Source organism: Paenibacillus donghaensis (genome assembly GCF_002192415.1).
Lineage (GTDB): Bacteria > Bacillota > Bacilli > Paenibacillales > Paenibacillaceae > Paenibacillus_AQ > Paenibacillus_AQ donghaensis.
The window spans coordinates 8,067,861-8,087,373 of the sequence record NZ_CP021780.1 but is presented as its reverse complement, the minus strand read 5'-3'; the positions used below and the strand labels follow the sequence as shown (position 1 = coordinate 8,087,373).

The window sequence follows — 19,513 nt, the reverse complement described above, 5'->3', positions numbered from 1 at the left end:
TTTTATGCTTCAGACCGCTGCTGCAAGGACATGGATACCAATTCAAACCCGAAGCAAGCCACGGAAACCCCTGGCGCCATAATACGATTCTGCACCATTATGATAAACGAAGACCTGGCCATAACGGAAATCAGCAAAAATTGCACCGCCGAGCCTTCTAATATCGGAAGGTGTTCTCACCCAACTTGATGTTTTTGTATCGAAATCCCCAAGTTTCTGCAACTCCCGATATTGTTCTTCCGTTAGCAGCTCAATACCCAGTTCAGCCGCCATTTCCATGGCGCTGTTTTCCGGTTTATTTTGTTTCCTTGCGTTCAAGGCCTCGACGTCGTAACATACACTTCTGCGCCCTTTGGGACTTTCAGCTGAGCAGTCATAGACAATGTATTCTCCCGACTCTTCATCATAACCAACTACATCCGGTTCACCGCCGGTTCTTTCCATCTCATGAACGGACCATAATTTCCCTTTATTGGCTTCCAGCCTTAGTTTCACTTTGGCCCATTCCAATCCCTCGTGGCGATTCATGTTTTTCTCAAAACGGGCTTTTAACACGCCAAGCAGCGCTTCTTGTTGTTCCAGGAATAATTCCTTTTTTTCATTTACCACAGTACAACCTCCTCAGAATTCGACTATTCTTTATTTTCGCCACTTTGGAATAAATCATACTTTTTCCGCTGGCGCACTCCTTCTATCTATCTTATGATTTGAATTCTATTTTACCAGAAAAAAGACATCGTATTCTTAGCATTGCAGCCGTTTAATTCAGCAAGTCAAGCATTCCGAAATACTCAACTCCTTACATATTCTATTATAAAAAGAAAACGCCCCGCTAAGGACGCTTTCTTCAATCTTCTGCCTCATGAATTTATTCATCTGACTCACTAAGGCCGAAACCTCGATTTACATTTTTAACAAAACAGATGACTCGCTCTTTTTCTTCAAACCCACAGCTCTTATGAAACAATTCGCTATTCGTATTCTGGAGCAAACAATCAGATGCAAGCTGCGCTACTCCGCTTTCTTTTGCAAATTGTTCTGCCTGTGAAAGTAATTCTCGCGCAATACCTTGCTGGCGGTACTGGGGAAGTACATAAAGAGCTTCAATAAATACCACTGGTGAAGTGTCGGTTCCATTCACATAGTCATGGCGTATGGATACATTAATGAAAGCAACACTCCTATTGTTTCGCCGATACAAAAATCCTATTTCCTTTTGCGTGATTAGAAAATCAGCATACGCTTTATACAATTCATCGAATGATTCATCAGTGAATAGCTTTGCAGACAATTGGACCCATTCCTTCAAGTTGGATGCATCTGCTTTGACTATACTCATCGTTCACACCCTCTTTCTGTACATCTGCTCCTCTGATTGTGTATATCCATTCTTCTCATAAAAAGCTTGGGCAATTTCATTCTGCTTCCCCGTAAACAACTGATACCCCTTCACATTTTTATCCTTGAAATAATCCTCTGCAGATGCCATCAACGCGGTTGCGACCCCTTGCTTACGGTATTCTTCTACTACAAAAAGCTCCGTAATCTCCGCATAATAAGAACGGTAACACATGGACTTAAAAAGCGTTCGTTCATTTCAAACAAGGAAGCCGCATCGTTTTTGTTAGCAAGTCTGATCTCCATCTCATTGCTCCTTGTACACAGAGTGCCTTACTTCAGAACTATAATGCTTCAACAGGTCCTTTGCGTTCACCGGGTACAATTCAAGCTCTGCAATCCGATTTGATGGCAGGGCTTGCTTCCCCAAGGAAAAAAGATCTCACCAACCAGTGCTGTCAAACAGGACTGTCTTCTATAACGTCTCTGTACTGAGCGTAAATCCTTCGATCACCACATCTTCATCTATCTCAATCATAATGCAACGTTTCCCTTGATAATTGACCTGTCTCACATACTTCAGATCCTGCGGACTGATCGAGATCGTCGCAACCTTTGTATCGATCTTAATCGATTTGGAAGTGAATTTGGGCATCACGCTGCTCGCCTTCAGTTCATAGTTCTTATTATCGATGATCGTTTCAAATGCCCGTTCCACTTGTTCCGTTGTCACGTGCTCTACACCGCTTGCCATCAGTACACGTTCCACATCTTTATAATCCAGCTTCGGCGGTTCTTCCTCATCCTCGTTCGTTTCCATTACCTGGTGGATTTCCTCATACACCTGTGCAAGGGTGGTTATGTCGAGCTGCTCCCCCACCACTTCCTTGACAATATCTTCGAAGATCGTTCTCTCTTCGTATGCCGTCACAGACCTTTCTGCATTCAAAACCTGTTCGATGAAATGCGGATTTGGATTATTCGCGCTCCCCGTGCAATACAGCACACGGTTCACATCAGAGTAGTTGTCCGTCACACTCGGGTAGAAGAACCCCTGCTCCGGCGTGCTTAACTTGATGATCGGATCCACCATGACATTGTACTTAAATTCCCTCTCCACATAATCAAACAAGAGCGTTTTCCGCTGCTGTTCCGTGGAATTCACGCTGCAAAGAATGAACGGATGCGCGAAAACTTCGTCCTTCCCGGTCTCTTCAGCTTCATCATTTCTGCCCTTGGTCGGGCGTGAATACTGTCCGCGAACGAACGTGATCACTGTATCCTTTTCATACTTGGTATCCACCAGCATTTTGTCCACGAGCATCAGCATCAGGTCCTGCCATTCTTCCGGATCACCGGTCACCAGACCCTGGTGAAGCATTACCTGCGACGGCTCCTCTGCTTCCTCCAGAAACTTCAATTCGAACAGCTTCTGATCCAATTCGCCGGTCAGCAGTTTCCGGAAATTGCCCATGTACAACTCCTGCTTCTCTCTGTCCAGCATGGCAAACGGCTGGCGCTCACAATGGTAGATCTCGTTGGTTTCCTTCATAATATACACGTTGAGAATGTCGTACAGATTCAACAAATCGTGATCCATCTTAAATTGCTTGCGTATATGTGCGGCTTCTTTCTTTATCATGTTCGCGAAACAGCTCCTAAGAAGTAAATTGGTAAATTGGCCTTATCAGTATAAACGATATAAAAACCCTTCGCTAGAAGGGCTATCGGATCCACTGAGATAAGAAGAAACGGCTTCGTCGTCCTCTGCAAAGCGTATGCTTCCGAAGCAGCGATACTACGTATCGCTTTTAGGCATCCGTTTCTGCGAGAAATAGAAGGATAAATTATAGCGTGGAACCTATAAATTCTTATATTTAAATTAAAAAGCAACCACATTGAAATGTGATTGCTTGATCTGTTTCTTTTTTCGTGTCCCTACACTTCAAGTTCCGCTCTATATTTGGATCTGCCCGGCGAGAATGCGCATATAGACGTTGCCGTTGACCAGCAGGTTATTGAGAGGACGATTCCAGCCATACAGAACGGGACAATCTGCAAGCTGCTCGAACTGGGCCGACTGAGCCGTCTGACCGTCGTTAGCGAGAAAAAACCGGCCGTTAATAACGCCTGAAAGAACTCCCTTAATCGATAGATGATGCCGGAGATCATCAAACAGTCCCGATGCCTTAACAAATTCCCCGCTAACCAGTTCCGACCCATACTTTGGATTCAAAAAATACGTCATTTCATTGGCCTCCCATGAGCACATGAGAGGCATCTGCTATACGAATAAACCTCTCACCTGCTGATTGATTTGTTGGTTCGTAATCAAACATCATCACTCCTTTAAACGTATTCGCTCTTCATACTCAAAGGGTTCTTCACACGAGTAGATCTCATGGAAAAATCCCATATACGGGATATCGTCTTCCAGGCATTTTATGCGATACGACAGCTCCTCATCACACTCTGGCTCTTCACCCTTGTTACGCATTATCTCGAATTCATCTATAATATTTTCCATGAGAGTTGCTATAATAAACAAAGGTAATTTATCTAACATGGAATTCTCAATCCCGGTTTCGGATTTGTATCCCGAGAGGACTGCTTCAAAATAATCCTCCATAAACTTTTTGCGTTTACCAACGTCTGGTTCAAATTGGATCCAGCCCACTCCGTGTGTCCAGAGATTTGCCAGGTCATACATATACCAACAGAAACATGAATTGTCGAAATCAAAAACAGTTATTTGTCCTGTATCAAAATCTATCATATAATTCCCGTCGCTGTAATCAAAATGGACCATACCGAAAGACTCCCGATTCCTGTCCATTCCTTCTAAGGTTTCAAGAAGCTCTACCAGCTTCTCCTTCAGCAGAGATAACGAGTCGGGTATCAGTTTATCTATATATTCGGCATTGTATTTATCAAAAAAACTATACCGAGAATGGACAGGAGTATATCCCTTCGATACTTGATGCAGTTTCCCCAGGACTTTACCGCAGTTATAATAGTATTCAGTAATAGGAACTCCTTCCCGATACCGATAATTATTTTCCACGAGCATTTTCCCTCTGGCCTTTTCAAACAGGCAGACAAACAAGGTGTGATTCTGATGAGTGATCTCTTCCAGCAGTTTTCCCTTTCTGGAGCTGACCACATCCGAGACACTTCCTCCATGCTCGAATAAATACCGGATATACTCAACTTCCCCCAGGAAATCTTCCCGGCTCCTGTCATTTAAGAAGGCGATTCTGATTATTTTTGCATCAACGCCCTCTTTCTCACAGTTAAAAACAACATTCCGCCCTCCCACATGTGCCTTAACCGGGCTAATTTCATAGCCCTCCAACCCGTATAACTCTGATATTAACGGAAGCAAATATACATCACTGATTTTAATAACCTCGTTGTAATTCAAAACAATCTCCTTTCAATACTAAGTATATAAATTCAGTATTTCAGGGCATTTACGATAACGCCGCGTGCATCGCTCCTTTTGTGTGATACCCTGAGTATAGGTTCGTCTTTCCAATTTCTTCAAGGGGTGAATTTCGTTATAACGATTTTTTACCAAATTACGAAGATTTGGGTCTCGACTTAGAATTTTAAAAAGGCTCTTTATAATCGAGTAGGCCCATGCGCAATTGCATGGGCCTCTCACAGATCCGTACGTGCGGATCATCGCATACGGCTCCTCGATTTCAGCACAAGCACAGCCTTCTTGGCTTCATTCACAACTGACGGATCGTGTAGCTGTGGCCGGCCTCGGCCGTGAACGCAATCACGCCTTCTTCTACCTGCTCCCAATCTGCGCCTAGAGCCGCAATTGGAACTGAGGCCCGCACTTGGCAGCGTCCAGACTGTGAAGCCCGGATAACTGCGCTCTGCAGCTTCCCGTCCGCCCAGTCCAGATCGAGCTCGTAGCCGCCGCGGGCGCGGATGCCGCTTATCCGGCCGGAAGGCCATGCCTTCGGCAGCGCAGGCAGCAGATGCAGTTCGCCGGCATGGCTCTGCATGAGCAGTTCGGCAATGCCTGCCGAAGCCGCGAAGTTGGCTTCGATCGTGAGCGGATAGAATGTGATTTTCGGATGGCGGTGCGCATTGAACAGGTTCGGGAATGGATTGCCCAGCAGCTTCGTCAAATACGAATGCGCCATTTCACCCTCCTCCAGACGCGCGTACATGCTGATATTCCACGCATAACACCAGCCAATCGTATCCTCGCCTTCGTACATGCGGCGGCGATCAAGACTGGCACGGGCGGCCTTGGCCAGCTCCGGCGTACCGCGAAGTGTAATCTGATGTCCCGGATGCAACGGATACAGATGGGCAGTATGACGATGGCCCGGCTCCGCTTCATCGAAGTCGCGATACCATTCCTGCAATTGGCCGTGCCGGCCGATACGCAGCGGAAGGAGCCGCTTCAGCGCATCCTGCAGTGATTGCCTGAACTCAGCATCCGTTCCCAGAATACGCGCAGCCTCGATACAGTTCGTGAACAGCTCGCGCATAAGAGATATATCCATCGTCGAGCTCATACTTACTGCTGCCCGCTGCCCATCAGGTGCAATGAAGGTATTCTCCGGAGACGTCGACGGCACCGAGACGAGATGGCCTGCACCATCCTCAACCAAATAATCGAGGCAGAACAGCGCCGCTTCCTTCATAATCGGATACGCCTTGCCCTCAAGGAAGTCTTGATTGCAGCCGTAAGCGTAATGCTCCCACAGATGCTGGCACAGCCATACCCCGCCCATCGGCCAATACGCCCAGCTGGCCGAGCCTTGGGAAGGACTCGTATTACGCCACAGATCGACGTTGTGATGCGAAGCCCAGCCCCGGCAGTTATAATAAGCCTCTGCCATACGCGCTCCGGCGATTCGCAGATCCTCCAGCAAATCGAATAGCGGCTCATGGAACTCCGCGAGATTGCAGACCTCAGCCGGCCAATAGTTCATCTGCGTATTGATATTCACCGTATAATTGCATGACCATGGCGGCTTCGTCATGTTATTCCAAATGCCCTGCAGCGTCGCCGCCTGCGTGCCGGGACGCGAAGCGCTTATCATCAGGTAGCGTCCCAACTGGAAGAACAGCTCAGCAAGCCGCTCGTCTGCTTGACCGGACAGCACTGCCGCGATCCGTTCGTCGGTCGGGATCTCATCGCGGCTTGGCGCGTCAAGCTCCAGTGCCACACGATCGAAGTAAGGCGTGATGTCCGCCATATGACGCTCCCGCAGCTCGGCGTAGCGCAGCTTCGACGCTCCGTTCAGCCATGCGTCGCAACGCGGCCGCGGGTCCACCCCTTCCAGAGCGGGATCGCGGTCGAAGCCGTTATAGCTGGTCGCGGCGGTCAGCAGCAGTGTTACCGCATCCGCCCCGATTACGACCAGCCTTCCGCCATGCGTCTCGACCTTTCCGCCCTCAGGAATGGCTTGAAGGTGTATTTGAAAGCGGATACCTTTATTATCCTCGTAGACGACCGTATCTTCCGATTGCTCTTCCCCGTGATCCAGCAGGCTTGGCGCAACGCCACTCAGGATGATGCGGTCGATTCCGAATTTCTCGACGCGGTAATTAAGCCGGCTGGTGAGCGCCGCCTCCAGCCCGATTGCCCCCGGACAGTCGGCTTCGAGCCGCACCACCATCACCTGATCGACTGCCGAGGCGAACACCTCCCGCTTGATGCGCACGCCGCCTGACACATATTCAGTCCGGGACAGCCCGGTACGCAGGTCCAGCTCGCGCCGGTAATCTTCCACGGAGGAAGAATGGCTCATGACCAGCTCCAGATCGCCCATGGCCTGGTACGCATGGCCCGCCGGCCCCAGCATATGCTCTTCAATAACCGCTTGAGCATCGCTGTAGCGGCCTGCGAAGATGAGCCTGCGGCTCTCTTCCAAATACCGCAGCGGCTCCTCGCGCTCTTCGTCCCGCTTCGTGCCGGACCACAGCGTATCCTCATTGAGTGCAATCTGCTCGCGCTTGAACCCGCCATAGACCATGGCGCCCAAGCGGCCGTTGCCGACCGGCAGCGCCTGGGTCCATTCATCAGCCGGCTGGCGGTACCACAGTTTCATGTAATTGCCGTCTCTATTGTCTTTCATTGGTCCAGCTCCCCTGTAGTTGTATATGATTCGCCATTCACGCCTTACGCATTAACGGCTGCCAGAATCTTGACATCGAGTGCGGCAAGCGGCAGCCTGCCTGCGTGCGACGTACCGCTTAACAGGTCAACATAGGTGCCCGCCCGTAACTGAACTTCTGCCGCAGCCTCGTTATGATTCAGCAAGAACAGGAATGATTCTCCATCTTTTACGCGGACGGACACCTCTACGCCGGAAGGCGTATCCAAGAGTGGCTGTATGCCGCATGTCTCACACAAATGCCCGATCAGTCCGCTCAGCATAGACGGCTCCGGCGAGGTCGCTACGTACCATGCCTCGCCTGATCCCCGCCGGTTGCGCGTAAGCGCAGGGAAGCCCTGATAGAAGTCGCGCTCGAATACGGCGAATGGCTCGGCTCCTTCGGCATGAACGACATCGCACAGCACGCCGCAATCGTACGAGCCTTCCAGCTCTCCAAGCTGCGATGTCATGACGACGCGATTGCTCTGATGCGCCATCGGCGCGTCGATCTCCTCCACCCATACACCGAGCAGTTCGCGAAGTTCACCCGGATAGCCGCCAGGTGTAACCAGATCCGTCTCGTTGACGATGCCGCTGAACGTCGTGGAAACCAGCGTTCCGCCCTGATCCACGAAATGCTCCAACCGTGCGGCATAACCCGGATGGAGCAAATACAGCACCGGAGCAACCACAATGTCATAACCGGCCAGATCCGTCTCCACGCCGATCAGATCAACCGGTATATTCCGGCTGTAGAAGGCGTCATAATACTTCTCCACTTCCTTGACATAGCGCAGCTCCACGGTAAGCCCGCTGGAATGCTCTATCGCCCACCAGTTATCCCAGTCGAACACGATCGCCGCCCGCGCCTCAGAGCGCGCGCCAAGCAAGGTATCGCCAAGCCGCTGAAGCTCGCTGCCGATCCCGGCGCATTCCCGGAATACACGGGTATTCTCATGGCCGGCATGATCGATCAAGGCTCCGTGGAATTTCTCGAATGCGCCGAGCGAACGCCGCAGCTGGAAGTACATGACCGCATCCGCGCCGCGGGCGATGGCATGATAACTCCATAGACGGTTCACGCCGGGGCGCTTCAGTGCATTACGGGGACGCCAGTTCAGCTGGGCCGGGCACGATTCCATCAGCAGGAACGGCTCTCCCCCTTTCAATCCCCGCATCAAATCGTAGCGCATCGCCATCTGGCTCGGGGTCATGTCGTCTGCGGGATACATGTCGAGCGCAATGACATCCAGTTCCTTCGCCCACTTGAAATAATCAAGCGGCTTGTACGTGCCGTTGCTTTGAAAGTTCGTCGTCACAACCGCATCCGCCATGACGTCCTTGATGGCGTCCCGCTCCAGCTGGTAGCAGGCCAGAATGGAATCTGAATTAAAGCGGTCATAGTCGAGCGAAATGCCTTGGAAGGCGGTATCATCCGGATTGCTCAAGCTTATATGCTCGCTGAGCGCACTCGGCAGCACAATTTCGTTCCAGTCGTAGAACGTATGGCCCCAGAATCGGGTATACCAGGCGCGGTTCAGCTCCTCAAGCGTGCCGTACCGTTCGCGCAGCCATAGCCGAAACGCCTGCTCGCAGTTGTCGCAATAACATCTCAAACCATATTCATTATTGACGTGCCACAGCAGCAAGGCAGGATGATCCTTATAGCGCTCCGCCAGCTTGCGCGCCATCCGCTCCGAATAGAGACGGAAGGTGGGACTGTTCGGGCAAGAATTATGCCGCCGTCCGAACTTGCGCTTACGCCCGTCATACTCGACCAGCGTGACATCGGGATACCGCGTCGCCATCCAGGCAGGATGAGCCGCTGTCGATGTGCCAAGGCAGACCTTGATCCCCTCTGCATGAAGCCTATCCATCATCTCGTCCAGCCACTCGAAGCGATACGTATTCTCGTCCGGCTGATTAAGCGCCCACGAGAACACATTGAGCGTGGCAATATCAACACTGGCAATCCGGAACAGCCGCATGTCCTCATCCCAGATTTCCCGCGGCCATTGCTCCGGGTTATAGTCTCCTCCGTACAATATTTTCGGTAAGCTCTCTGTAAACATCAGCTGCCTTCCCCTTTGGCTTCAAGCAACCTCTTGATTTCCATCACACTGCGGCGCGGGCTCGACAGCACAGGCTTGCGGGTCCGCTCCGCAATCTGAGCTTCCATGCGCGCCATCGAACCTTGTGCAAGCACCAGCACCTCAGCTTGTTCCGCAACGCGGATAGCGGTCTCCATAAGGATACGATCATGCTCATCGGGCCGGCCGCTGACGAGAGCGTCGTAGGCTCCGGCAGCAAGACCCTCGATCAACCGCACCGGCTTGCCGCGCAGCTCCGCTTGCTGCAGCAGCAGCCGCATCGTCGGCCGTAGCGTCGTTGGCAGCGTCGCCAACACGCCGATTGAGCTATATGACTCTACCGCCTCCACGGCCATGCTCTCATCGATTTTGACGAGTGGAATGCTGAGGAACGGCCGCGCATCGCTGGCTACTTCGCCAACAGAAGAGCAAGTATTGAGAATAATCGACGCACCCAGGTCGACGCCGTTCTGATAATATTGCATAAGGCGGCGTTTCACGCCCGGAGTGACTGCTCCCTCGCGCACAACCTCGGCGATCAGGCTGTCATCCATAATGTTGACAAGCCGTACGCCCGGCAGCAGCTCATCGAATTGCTTCTTCAGCGGTTCAGCCAGCCCTTGGCCCGTATATACTGCAACAACTGTATCCATTTCCCGGTTCCCCCTTATTGAAAAATACAGGCGGCTTATGATAAGCCGCCCTACTAGCTTCCTTCACTATGCGCTTATAAATAGAAGTAAGCGCTATCTTTTCTATTCATTGTAGTCGCAGAGCTGCCGCAATACAGCGTTCAATATTAATGAATTAGCTGTAAATCCCAGACTGTTCCCCACAGCGAAGCAACGCAATCCTCCTGCGGAGTGTACCGGCTGGCATGGATTAGCGCGAAAGCGGGAGACCCGGCGCCGCAAATCCTTGATCGGCATCGTCAAGCACCAGCACCCAGTCGGTGACGGGCGCGCTTACCGCCGGAGGAACGAACTCATGCGTTCCCGCGTTGTCCACCTCACCGGCGGATTCACTTTCACCTGTCCGCGGATTGAACCACCAAACCGCGGCCCGCTTACCGGAGAATAGACCCAGCCGCAGGGTGATCGTCCGGCCCGTATAGGTGTACGCCATCAGATAGCTTGTGCCCAAGTTCACGAATAAACGGTCGTACCGGTAACCCGGGTCACCGCAAATCGCCGCCGTGTCGGGCATCCGCTCTACATAAGGCCTTGATAGAATCAAATGCTTCAAATGGACCATCTGCTTCGCGCCATCATCATCCAGCGCACCGGTCCAGCTCCGCGTGCAGCCGTAGGCCCCGACGCCCCTGCCCTCTGTATGAAACTGCATGACCGCATTGTGTCCGTAAGTATGTCCGAATGCGCCGGCGAACACCGCCCAATAGGCATAACGCCGCACATCGTCCGCTGTCCAGCTTGGAGCGTCCAGGAAATGCAAGCCATGCGGAATATCCTCGTAAGACGGCTCGCCATCTATCGTCGGCTTCGCCGGCACTTTGGCCCAATCCGTCTGCACGAAACGCCAGTTGTCTTCGCCGACTAACGTGTCGGGTTTGTCCTTCTCCATCTGGTCATAGCTGCGATGCCCCGACTGAAACATGTTGAAATCAAGCCAAGCCTCGTTATGGAACCATGCCGAGGACCCTGTCCGGCCGAACGGATGGAAGGTCATCAGGTGCTCCGGAGCGGCCTTCCGTATGGCGCGGCCCAGATGGAGCCATACCTCCGTATGGTCACTGCCATGGATATCCCCCCCGTTCAGCCAGATTACGTTCGGACAATCCTTGTAGCGGTTGCCGAGCCATTCGCCGTAACGCTCCGCCGCCTTGGCCTCAACCCCGTAGTGCTGCACGACGCTGCCCCATACAGGGACAAGCGCGACATACAGCCCTTCACGCTCCGCCATGCCAATCACCTCGTCGGCATAGGACCAATAGCTTGTGTACTCAGCCGTTCGTCCCGCATCGGGCTGATCCAGATCGTGATCCCGGAACGGCACTCTACCGTAAGCGTTCTCAGTTTCCAGATCGTGTACAAGCATGATCTGGATGACGTTGTAGCCCTTGTTGCTCCGGTCACGCAGATAGGTTAGCGCCTGCTCCCTTGTCGTCCGCTTTAACAGCAGCCAGGCCGTATCTCCCAGCCAAAAGAACGGAGTGCCGTCAGCGTGCTGCAAATATCGCCCGTTCTCCGTAACCTTAAGTTTCCCGTTATTCCAACACATTTCATTATTCATTCGTCCTTACCTCCTTGTAACAGACAACGAAAGCTGGATGCGCCAGTTACGCCCACGCTCTCATTGTTAAAGTGAACTGATTAGTTCTCTACCTGGTTTCTGAGCCACCGCAAGTATCCCGCCAACGCTTCGGCATAGATGTCCAGCAGCCTCAGACCGTTGGCAGAGAGCTCCTTCATGCGGGCGGAGCGCCCTTGAACCCCGGTTTTGTATAGCAGCAATAAATACATCTTCCATTCCTTATACACCCTCTCCAGCAGGGACATCGCCTCGCGGTAGCCGGCACGAAGCACAAGGCCCGCTTCGTCCGCATACATCTGTATATATTCGATCTGATGCAGAATCCCGCCAACGCGCAAGCCGTAGTATACTTCCTGGCAGCACCGCTGCAGTTCTTTTCCGCTCATGCTGACCCACTCCGCCAAATCGGAGATCAACTGGCGCACAGCGTTCAGCCCCCTGCATCCGGTACCTTGTCAGGATCCAAATACATGGCAATCTGGTCAGCATAAGTGCGCATCACCACCGCTGTGGGCGTCTGCCGATGCTCTGAAAGGGGGCGGTACGAGGTGACGCTAACACAGCCCTCTTCCAGCTCATCCAGCGGGACAGTTCCCTGGAAGGTGTGGATACGGCCAGAATTGTCGAGCAAATAAGCGTCGGCTACGTATGCCTTATTGTGTTCAACATCCAATCCATACAGCAGAACCACATGACCGCGGGTCTGATTCTCTGTATAAGCCCTGTGGTAACTCAAACACCGGCTTCGTAAGCGCTCTCCACATTGATGCTGTAGATATTTGCAGCCACCGCTGCCTCTAGTTCTTCATTCGTTTTACCTGAGCCGGTAAATACAATATCAGCAGCATCGAAGCCGGCGCGAAGAGCTAGAGCCAGCTCTCCGGCAGAAGCCACCTCACAGCGGCAGCCGCCTCCGCGCAGCAGCCCGCAAAGAGCAGCGAGCGGATTGGCTTTGACAGAATAGAACAGCTCCCAGCCTTCAGGCAGAGCTGCTGTCAATGCTGTATACTGCCGGGAGATTATGCCGGCATCGTATAGGTAGTACGGCGTCCCATGCCGTTTTGCCAAATTGCGCAAAATCCCTTCGTCAGGCATCCATTCCTTAACTTCCATATCGACTCAATCCCTTCTGGACATTTTGTCTTAAGGTGATCTACGAGTTCTAAGCGGGAAGATTTCCTAGCCCTTGTAAGGCTAATGCATCTTGTAGTGCTGCCGGTATTCGCTTGGTGTGACGCCGCAATATTTCTTAAACACACTGAGGAAGTGCCGGACGCTCTCGTACCCGACTTGCTCGGATATGCGGTGCAGAGCATCCTCCGAATCGCCAAGCATCAGCACCTTCGCCTTCTTAATGCGGTACAGATGCAGATAATGGATCAGCGTCAGCCCTGTCTCCTTGCGAAAGAGCGAGCTGATATAATTCGGATGCAAATATACATGCTCGGCAATTTGATCAAGGGAAATATTTTCCCTGTAATGCGTCTCAATATGCCGGATAATTTTTTTGACGTTTTTGGACATCTGGTCGTAGTCGACGCCCGGGACCGTGTCTTCCCAATCTGATGAGGCTTGGGAGGACACGTTATCATCGCCGCCCAGCAGCTCAAGCGACAGATTCGTCATCACATCATAAAGCTCTGTCTTGTTAATCGGCTTGAGCAGATAGTCAATCACTTGACAGCGTATCGCTTGGTGCAGATAGGTGGGGTCATCGTATCCGGTCAGAATGATGAAGCGGTTGCACAGGCCCCGCTCGCGCACTTTTCGAATTAGTTCCAGCCCATTCATCTCCGGCATCTGTATATCTGTAATAAGCAAATCGGGACGGTAGTTCTCCAGCTTCTCAAGCGCATCAAATCCATCATACGCACTGACGATCTCCGAGCATGGGGTCTGCCCTTTCTCAATGATATTGATCAGCCCCTTCAGCATGAAGGGCTCGTCATCTACAATCATCAGGTTAAGCATCCTATATCCCTCCTTGTACTTTGAGCTTTAGTGTGAACTTCGTGCCTTCTCCCACCTGGCTGTCTATGATAAGAGTTGAGTGACCGCCATAAAAGATACGGATGCGTTCGCTGACATTGTATAGCCCTTGGCCTGAATTCTCCTTCTGCAGCTCTTGCCGGTCCAGCTCGTTATTCAACACGCCGCGAATGACGTCAAGGCGTTCTGGCGGTATGCCCGGACCATTGTCGGCAATTACGATGATCAGTACATCGTCCTCCCGTTTGACAACAACATCGATTCTGCCAATGCTGCGGCTGCGTCCAACGCCATGATGAATGCAATTCTCTACGAGCGGCTGCAAAATAAACCGTGGACAGCTTATATTGTCGACAGGAGTTAATACTTCGATCGAGTAGTGGAGTCTATCCAGCAGGCGCAGCTTATGCATATCCAGGTAATGCTGGACATTCGTGAGTTCATTCCGCAGCACCGTCTCGTTATCTCTGGAAGTCAGCGTATAACGAAGCAGCTTGCCAAACGTGAACGTCGCGTCAACGACCTCCTGATCGTCATTGATTTCCGCCAGCATACGAATCGATTCCAGCGTATTGTACAGAAAGTGCGGCTTGATCTGTGCTTGAAGCACGAGATAATCGGCCTCCTTCTTCATCAGCTCGGCCTTATGGACATTTGTCAGCAGCTCATCGATGCGGTGAATGAGAGAATTGTAGGATCGGGTTAGGAAATCAATCTCGTCGCGGGAGCTGCCCCCCTCGTAATAAGTCAGCTTGTTCTCGTCCACCTTGCGCATATGCTTCGCCAAACCGAGAATACGCCTGACAATCGAGGAGGCTGTCGCATAATAGATGCCTGTAAGCAGAAGAAGCGACAAGAGCAGCGACACCCCGAGGAAGATGGCTTTCTTGCGAATATCGACAAACACCTCGTCCAGTTCGCTGAAGAAGTAGAAGCTTGTTGACAGCTCCGGCACGGACAGTGAATTCACGAGCAGCCTCTGACTGCGTGAATAGGCGAAGCCTCTTTCGCTCTCTTCTGCCAGCGCCTGCATTCCGGCTGTTTGCTCCGGGCTAAGGTCATGCCCGCTGCGGTAAATAACCTCGCCGTTATTCATGATTAGCACCTGTATATTCTGATTGACATCGATCGCGTTCAAGAAATTCCGGATCAGGGAATCGTCTGAAGTTATTTCCATGGCGGCCAATGACTGCGTATAACTGTTATTGTAAATTCGCTGGTAATAACTCAAATACGGAGGCCTGGTGCTTTCATGGCCTGTAGGGTTCGAAGAGAGCAGCCATATGCCTTTATCCACATTCACAGCGTTCAGCAGCGCGATCGGCTTCGCATCCATGCGGCTCAAATCCTCCAGCTCACCGGCAACAGATTGCACGGATTGCTGGGTTTTGTACAATTTAATGGACGCAATTCCCTTGTTACCCGTCAACGCATAGATATAAATCGGCCGGATATCCTTGAGGTAGCTGTACACCTGATTAAGCTCCGACGGATACAATCCGCTAAGGTAGTCGATTAGCTGCTGATTATACTGAAACTGCGAATGTATCGACTCGATTTGCTTCAGTCTCGCCCGGAATCCTTCTCCCGCTTGCACAACCAGCTCCTGCTTGCCTTCCGAGTATTCGGAAATGACATCCATATAGAATTGATTGTACAGGTAGACGCCAAACACAAGAATCGGCAGGAGCACGAGCATAAGATAGCCTAATGCCATTTTCTGAACAATCCGCATATTCTTCATCGCATCGGCCTCTCTTCTCATCAGGCATCCGGCATCAAGCCTATCGCTTCAATAATATCATGTTAGTTAAGGGCGTACAGGCGAACGGGGCCATACAGGCCGCCAGCCGCAAACGCCGTCTCCCAATGCTCCGGCATGGTATCCGGCTGCCAGTAAGACACCTTTGGATTCGCGGAGCCACCGACATTGCTTGACGGACGGCCGATCTCATAATGGGTTCCGAGCGTGTTCGTCACCCGAATACGCAGATGGTGCGTTCCCGGGCCGGCATCAAGCTTGAAGCGGTACGGGCCCCATGCGCGTACACCGAGCGGTCTACCGTTCAGCCAGACTTCGGCCGTGCCGCGAACATGCCCCAGCTCAAGTACCGCGGCACTCTGTTCTTTCCATTCGACCCTTGTTTCATACTCGACAACGCCACTATGATGCGGCAGGCACAGCGCCGACCGCCAATCGCCGAGCCTTCCTTCTACCTGCGCTACCTCGAACCGGACCGGTGCGAGCAGCACGTCTGTCTCTGTACTCATATCGCTTGGCACGATGCGAAGTGCAGCCATTGTTCCTGCCGCCTGCGGCTCGAAGCTGGCTTGGCCGTCACAGATCAGCTTCTGCTGACCTCCTATCCAGCATTCAGACTCGCCTGTGCAGATGACCTGCAGCGCCGTGGCGCCCGCAGGGAGCGGGAAGCGCAGCCAGATCGGCTTGCCCGGCTGAGACGCGTCGCGCACGAACGGCAGCGGCTGAGACGTCGGCTTGGCATCCGGCATCAGCCAGCCAACATCCGGCAGCGGATGTTTACGGCCGGGAAGCCACATCGTCTCCGTCTCGGCGAACTGCAGCACCGCTTCATGCAGAACCTCTGAATGCTGTCCCTGTTCATTGAGCCACGATGGGCCGGTGCAGAACATTTGGCTGCTTCCATCCACATACTCGATCACACCGTCTACCATGACCACTCCTTCACCCTCCTGCATGACAAGCTCGATGATATTGTCGCCGCCAAGCCAATACGGCGTCAGATCAATCTCTTCTTGGCCCTGCCGGATATACGGATTGAAATCGCCGTGCTCGGTCATATGCTTGCCGTTCACAGAGAGGGCCACGCGCTCCTTGGCGCAGAAGATGACCCGTACGCGACTGACAACCCCCTTCTCCTGCTCGAAAACCGTATACGACAACCGGGTTCCCGGATTGGGGCTAGGGGAATAAATCCATTTCGGCAGCGGCTCCTGCTCATCCGCGCATAAGGTAATCCCTGTGCGGATCAGCCCTTCGGCCAGCGCCTCCGCACACAGCAGCAGCGAATGGACTCCGGCCTTCAGATTCACCGCAGCTGTCTGCTCCTCCGGACCGCCGCTGCATGGGACCGGTTCTCCGTTCACCCAGAGAGCTATTGATGCGTTGCTCTCCGTGCGCAGCCAGTATGTCCCGTCCTCCGGCGCTGCCACATTCGTCCTCGCCCATATCTTATCGCCTAGATCCGCCATTCCCAGATTCAAGAATCTGCGGGGAACCCGGCCCATCCGGCCCGCCCATGTCCGGAACGACAGATCCCCCAGTGTATTACTGTAGACGACCGGCCATACGCTGCCTTCTTCGAAGTTCTGATCCCGGGATGCTTCCCAGTACGCGGCCTCGCTCCACAGCCGCTTCATCCAGCCCGAATCGTCAAGGTCACCCGCATGCCAGTTGGCGGCTACACCGTCCGCTGCACTCTCCTCACGCGCTACAAGCAGCTCGCGGCGCTCGATCGGCGCAAAAGCCGTTTGAGCGCCATGCAGATCAAAATCACCATAGCGGTTATCGAGCGTCGGGACAGCCAGTACCTTCCAGTCCTTAAGCTCGGCTGCCGGGTCCTGCTCCGCATCAAGCACGGGTACTTCTGCCGGCTGCGCCAGTCTGTCCGATGCGACCGGAGCATAGCTGAGCACTCCAGCCTCAGCTTGATCCCATGGGCATACGACGAAGGCCGCAGGCCAGCTGTCGAACGGCACCTCCAGTTCCACCCATTCCCCGTCCCTGCTGTAGGCAAGCGGGGACCCCTGCCCGCTCACCGGGTCCCACAGCTGCGGATGTCCTGCGGTGCGCAGACGATAGCGAGCGCTCTGCGGCGGCCGCGTGGACTCGCCCGACGGTTCGTGCATCGGCAGCAGCTCTCCCGCTTCCGGCAGGAGCAGAAAGATATCTGCGTCCTCTGTCCTGCGAAGAAGCGGCATATTCGGCCCTTCGGCATGTCCCGGCAGTCTCGATTCAAGAAGGTCTACCGCTTCGCGGGAAGAGCCGACATACACTGCGCCCTCCAGCAGGGGCTCATCCTCTCCGCACTGTACAGCGATAACGAGACCTCCGGCTGCGATCCATGCCTTCACCCTCGCCAGGGCCGCATCATCCATAATGGCAGTGCCGCACAGCAGCAGTGCAGAGAATGATTCTTCCCCGATGCGGAGTTTGCCGTCCGACAGCTCCGCCATCTCCAGAGCGGAATCATCCGTCACATCGAAATCGATACTTGCGGAACGAAGCGCACCCGGTTGATTACGCTCCTTGCGATTCCAGCGCCCCGTCAGCGACTGGTATACCTCTTGAACATGCCCGAGCTTCTCATGCGGGATCATGTTGGCAACGACCATCGGATGCTCCAGCGGCCCGCCGTCGGACAGCGACATCCAGCCGCATGCCGCATGCGAAGGATAATGAACCGCGACATCGGCGACATGCGTTCCTTGCGTTAACAGCCAGCACGCGCGGCTGACCGTATCGGCAAACACTCCGTAATGCTCGTAATACGGCTGTCGCCATCCCGTGTCGGGTGGTGCCCACTCCCACCATCCGCCACGCGTACTGTAGTAGACAGAGTGGGGACTGTACAGCGTCACGCCAGCCTGCAGCCATGGCACCAGCCAATGCATCGTCTCCTCCATCGTTCCGCCCCAGCCGCTCGTATGGAACGACTCCAGAAACACACGTTTGCCCCCGTGCAGGTGAACCATCGAAGCATGCGGCTTGATCTCGCCGTCCATATCGCTGCCGGCCGCATTATACCAGCGGTGTGTTCGCATGTAATCCAGATACAGCCGCTGCGCACCGTGCAGGTCGGCGCGGCGCGCAGGTCCGGCCTGGTCGCAGCACTGCAGCATATTATGCCGCTCATGCCACTCATATTGCAGCTTGAAGACCGCTTCCTCTGCCAGCTCGGTCGCCAGCTCATATACACGCCTGCGGATGAGCGAAGCTCCCTCCACATCCTCGAACATGGCCGGCAACGCCGCAATCAAGTCCTCTCCATAACGTTCGGCATACAGCTCGGGAAGCCCTTTCGTCCATAACGGCATCGAAGGAAGCTCATCCTGGAAGCTGCCGCCGATCGTCCGGCCCAGCTCATTCGGGAAACGCCGCTCGAACTCACCGTATATCCGGTCATACAACTGCTCTGTTGCGCGCTTGTCGAGCCAGTTAAATCCTTGCCGAACCGTGATGTAACGGTAGCCGCCGCTCTCCGCCAGCAATTCGGCGCTTTCCGGCAGCTCCTCGCCATGCGCAAGCCTGCGAAGCAGATAGCCTGCCAATTCCGGCTGCTCTGCAACCAGGTGCGCGGGGAAGTTCGATCCCGAGAAGCCGATTTGGTCGTAGAAGAAAATACGCATGCCCAGCCTCTGCGCTTCACGCAGAGCCACCTCGAACATAGACCACCAGCGCTCGCTGAAGTATGGCGGATCGTCAGCAGCACTTCCGTATTGCGGGCCCGTCGGCGCAATATTGAGGATGCCGATATTGCGCAGGCCGCCGCTGCGAAATTTCTGTAATTGCCAGCGTACGCGTTCCGCTGTTATTTCCTCCGCACTCCACCACCAAAACGGTACAGGTCCGAAATCCGGATCCGGAGCAGCAAACCTCTCCCGCAGATTCTTGTAATTCATGTTAGGTTCCTCCTGAAATTTGAAATCGTT

16 protein-coding genes are annotated in these 19,513 nt (G+C 53.3%); all 16 read right to left on the bottom strand.

Features of this window, described 5'->3' with window-relative positions; translation table 11 throughout:
* Positions 1-42: 42 nt before the first annotated feature.
* The 16 genes from B9T62_RS36645 to B9T62_RS36570 all read right to left on the bottom strand — a co-directional run bounded on the left by B9T62_RS36645 (position 43) and on the right by B9T62_RS36570 (position 19,483).
* Positions 43-609, bottom strand: coding sequence for a DUF4256 domain-containing protein (locus B9T62_RS36645; RefSeq protein ID WP_087919755.1), 567 nt, complete (start codon positions 607-609; stop codon positions 43-45).
* 259 nt (positions 610-868) lie between these two features.
* The gene (gene aac(6') / locus B9T62_RS36640; RefSeq protein ID WP_087919721.1) at positions 869-1,339 is read right to left on the bottom strand and encodes an aminoglycoside 6'-N-acetyltransferase; all 471 of its coding nucleotides are present in this window, start codon (positions 1,337-1,339) and stop codon (positions 869-871) included.
* 3 nt (positions 1,340-1,342) lie between these two features.
* Entirely contained in the window at positions 1,343-1,573 is a 231-nt protein-coding gene (locus B9T62_RS36635) for a GNAT family N-acetyltransferase (RefSeq protein WP_087919754.1), read from the bottom strand.
* A gap of 240 nt (positions 1,574-1,813) precedes the next feature.
* Positions 1,814-2,980, bottom strand: a complete 1,167-nt coding sequence (locus B9T62_RS36630) for a DUF4317 domain-containing protein (protein WP_087919753.1) — start codon at positions 2,978-2,980, stop codon at positions 1,814-1,816.
* 315 nt (positions 2,981-3,295) lie between these two features.
* Entirely contained in the window at positions 3,296-3,586 is a 291-nt protein-coding gene (locus B9T62_RS36625; protein WP_087919752.1) for a hypothetical protein, read from the bottom strand.
* Between the two features lie 93 nt (positions 3,587-3,679).
* On the bottom strand, positions 3,680-4,762 hold the full coding sequence (locus B9T62_RS36620) for a phosphotransferase enzyme family protein (protein WP_211296391.1): 1,083 nt from the start codon (positions 4,760-4,762) through the stop codon (positions 3,680-3,682).
* Between the two features lie 313 nt (positions 4,763-5,075).
* On the bottom strand, positions 5,076-7,451 hold the full coding sequence (locus tag B9T62_RS36615) for a glycoside hydrolase family 95 protein (protein ID WP_087919751.1): 2,376 nt from the start codon (positions 7,449-7,451) through the stop codon (positions 5,076-5,078).
* Positions 7,452-7,495: 44 nt separating this feature from the next.
* Positions 7,496-9,544: a beta-galactosidase gene (locus tag B9T62_RS36610; protein WP_087919750.1), complete on the bottom strand. Its 2,049-nt coding sequence runs from the start codon at positions 9,542-9,544 to the stop codon at positions 7,496-7,498.
* The gene (locus tag B9T62_RS36605) at positions 9,544-10,215 is read right to left on the bottom strand and encodes an aspartate/glutamate racemase family protein (RefSeq protein ID WP_087919749.1); all 672 of its coding nucleotides are present in this window, start codon (positions 10,213-10,215) and stop codon (positions 9,544-9,546) included. Before B9T62_RS36605 ends, B9T62_RS36610 begins: the two co-directional genes overlap by 1 nt.
* A gap of 229 nt (positions 10,216-10,444) precedes the next feature.
* Entirely contained in the window at positions 10,445-11,812 is a 1,368-nt protein-coding gene (locus tag B9T62_RS36600) for a glycoside hydrolase family 140 protein (RefSeq protein WP_211296390.1), read from the bottom strand.
* Between the two features lie 80 nt (positions 11,813-11,892).
* On the bottom strand, positions 11,893-12,258 hold the full coding sequence (locus tag B9T62_RS36595) for a hypothetical protein (RefSeq protein WP_087919748.1): 366 nt from the start codon (positions 12,256-12,258) through the stop codon (positions 11,893-11,895).
* 5 nt (positions 12,259-12,263) lie between these two features.
* Positions 12,264-12,569, bottom strand: coding sequence for a hypothetical protein (locus B9T62_RS36590; RefSeq protein ID WP_087919747.1), 306 nt, complete (start codon positions 12,567-12,569; stop codon positions 12,264-12,266).
* Positions 12,566-12,946: a type III PLP-dependent enzyme domain-containing protein gene (locus B9T62_RS36585; protein WP_087919746.1), complete on the bottom strand. Its 381-nt coding sequence runs from the start codon at positions 12,944-12,946 to the stop codon at positions 12,566-12,568. Before B9T62_RS36585 ends, B9T62_RS36590 begins: the two co-directional genes overlap by 4 nt.
* Before the next feature lie 81 nt (positions 12,947-13,027).
* Positions 13,028-13,804 (bottom strand): response regulator transcription factor, encoded by a 777-nt coding sequence (locus tag B9T62_RS36580; RefSeq protein ID WP_087919745.1) that lies wholly within the window; start codon positions 13,802-13,804, stop codon positions 13,028-13,030.
* Between the two features lies 1 nt (position 13,805).
* Positions 13,806-15,566: a sensor histidine kinase gene (locus B9T62_RS36575; RefSeq protein WP_169834495.1), complete on the bottom strand. Its 1,761-nt coding sequence runs from the start codon at positions 15,564-15,566 to the stop codon at positions 13,806-13,808.
* A 62-nt stretch (positions 15,567-15,628) separates the two neighbouring features.
* Complete coding sequence (locus B9T62_RS36570; protein ID WP_087919743.1) at positions 15,629-19,483, bottom strand: hypothetical protein; 3,855 nt, start codon at positions 19,481-19,483, stop codon at positions 15,629-15,631.
* Between the last annotated feature and the right edge of the window lie 30 nt (positions 19,484-19,513).

Bases quoted from the DNA above. Each gene is read 5' to 3' on its own strand.
- B9T62_RS36635 (WP_087919754.1), bottom strand. From the start codon at position 1,573: ATGTGTTACCGTTCTTATTATGCGGAGATTACGGAGCTTTTTGTAGTA.
- B9T62_RS36570 (WP_087919743.1), bottom strand. From the start codon at position 19,483: ATGAATTACAAGAATCTGCGGGAGAGGTTTGCTGCTCCGGATCCGGAT.
- B9T62_RS36610 (WP_087919750.1), bottom strand. From the start codon at position 9,544: ATGTTTACAGAGAGCTTACCGAAAATATTGTACGGAGGAGACTATAAC.
- B9T62_RS36615 (WP_087919751.1), bottom strand. From the start codon at position 7,451: ATGAAAGACAATAGAGACGGCAATTACATGAAACTGTGGTACCGCCAG.
- B9T62_RS36575 (WP_169834495.1), bottom strand. From the start codon at position 15,566: ATGAAGAATATGCGGATTGTTCAGAAAATGGCATTAGGCTATCTTATG.
- B9T62_RS36625 (WP_087919752.1), bottom strand. From the start codon at position 3,586: ATGACGTATTTTTTGAATCCAAAGTATGGGTCGGAACTGGTTAGCGGG.
- B9T62_RS36585 (WP_087919746.1), bottom strand. From the start codon at position 12,946: ATGGAAGTTAAGGAATGGATGCCTGACGAAGGGATTTTGCGCAATTTG.
- B9T62_RS36580 (WP_087919745.1), bottom strand. From the start codon at position 13,804: ATGCTTAACCTGATGATTGTAGATGACGAGCCCTTCATGCTGAAGGGG.
- B9T62_RS36605 (WP_087919749.1), bottom strand. From the start codon at position 10,215: ATGGATACAGTTGTTGCAGTATATACGGGCCAAGGGCTGGCTGAACCG.
- B9T62_RS36600 (WP_211296390.1), bottom strand. From the start codon at position 11,812: ATGAATAATGAAATGTGTTGGAATAACGGGAAACTTAAGGTTACGGAG.
- B9T62_RS36630 (WP_087919753.1), bottom strand. From the start codon at position 2,980: ATGATAAAGAAAGAAGCCGCACATATACGCAAGCAATTTAAGATGGAT.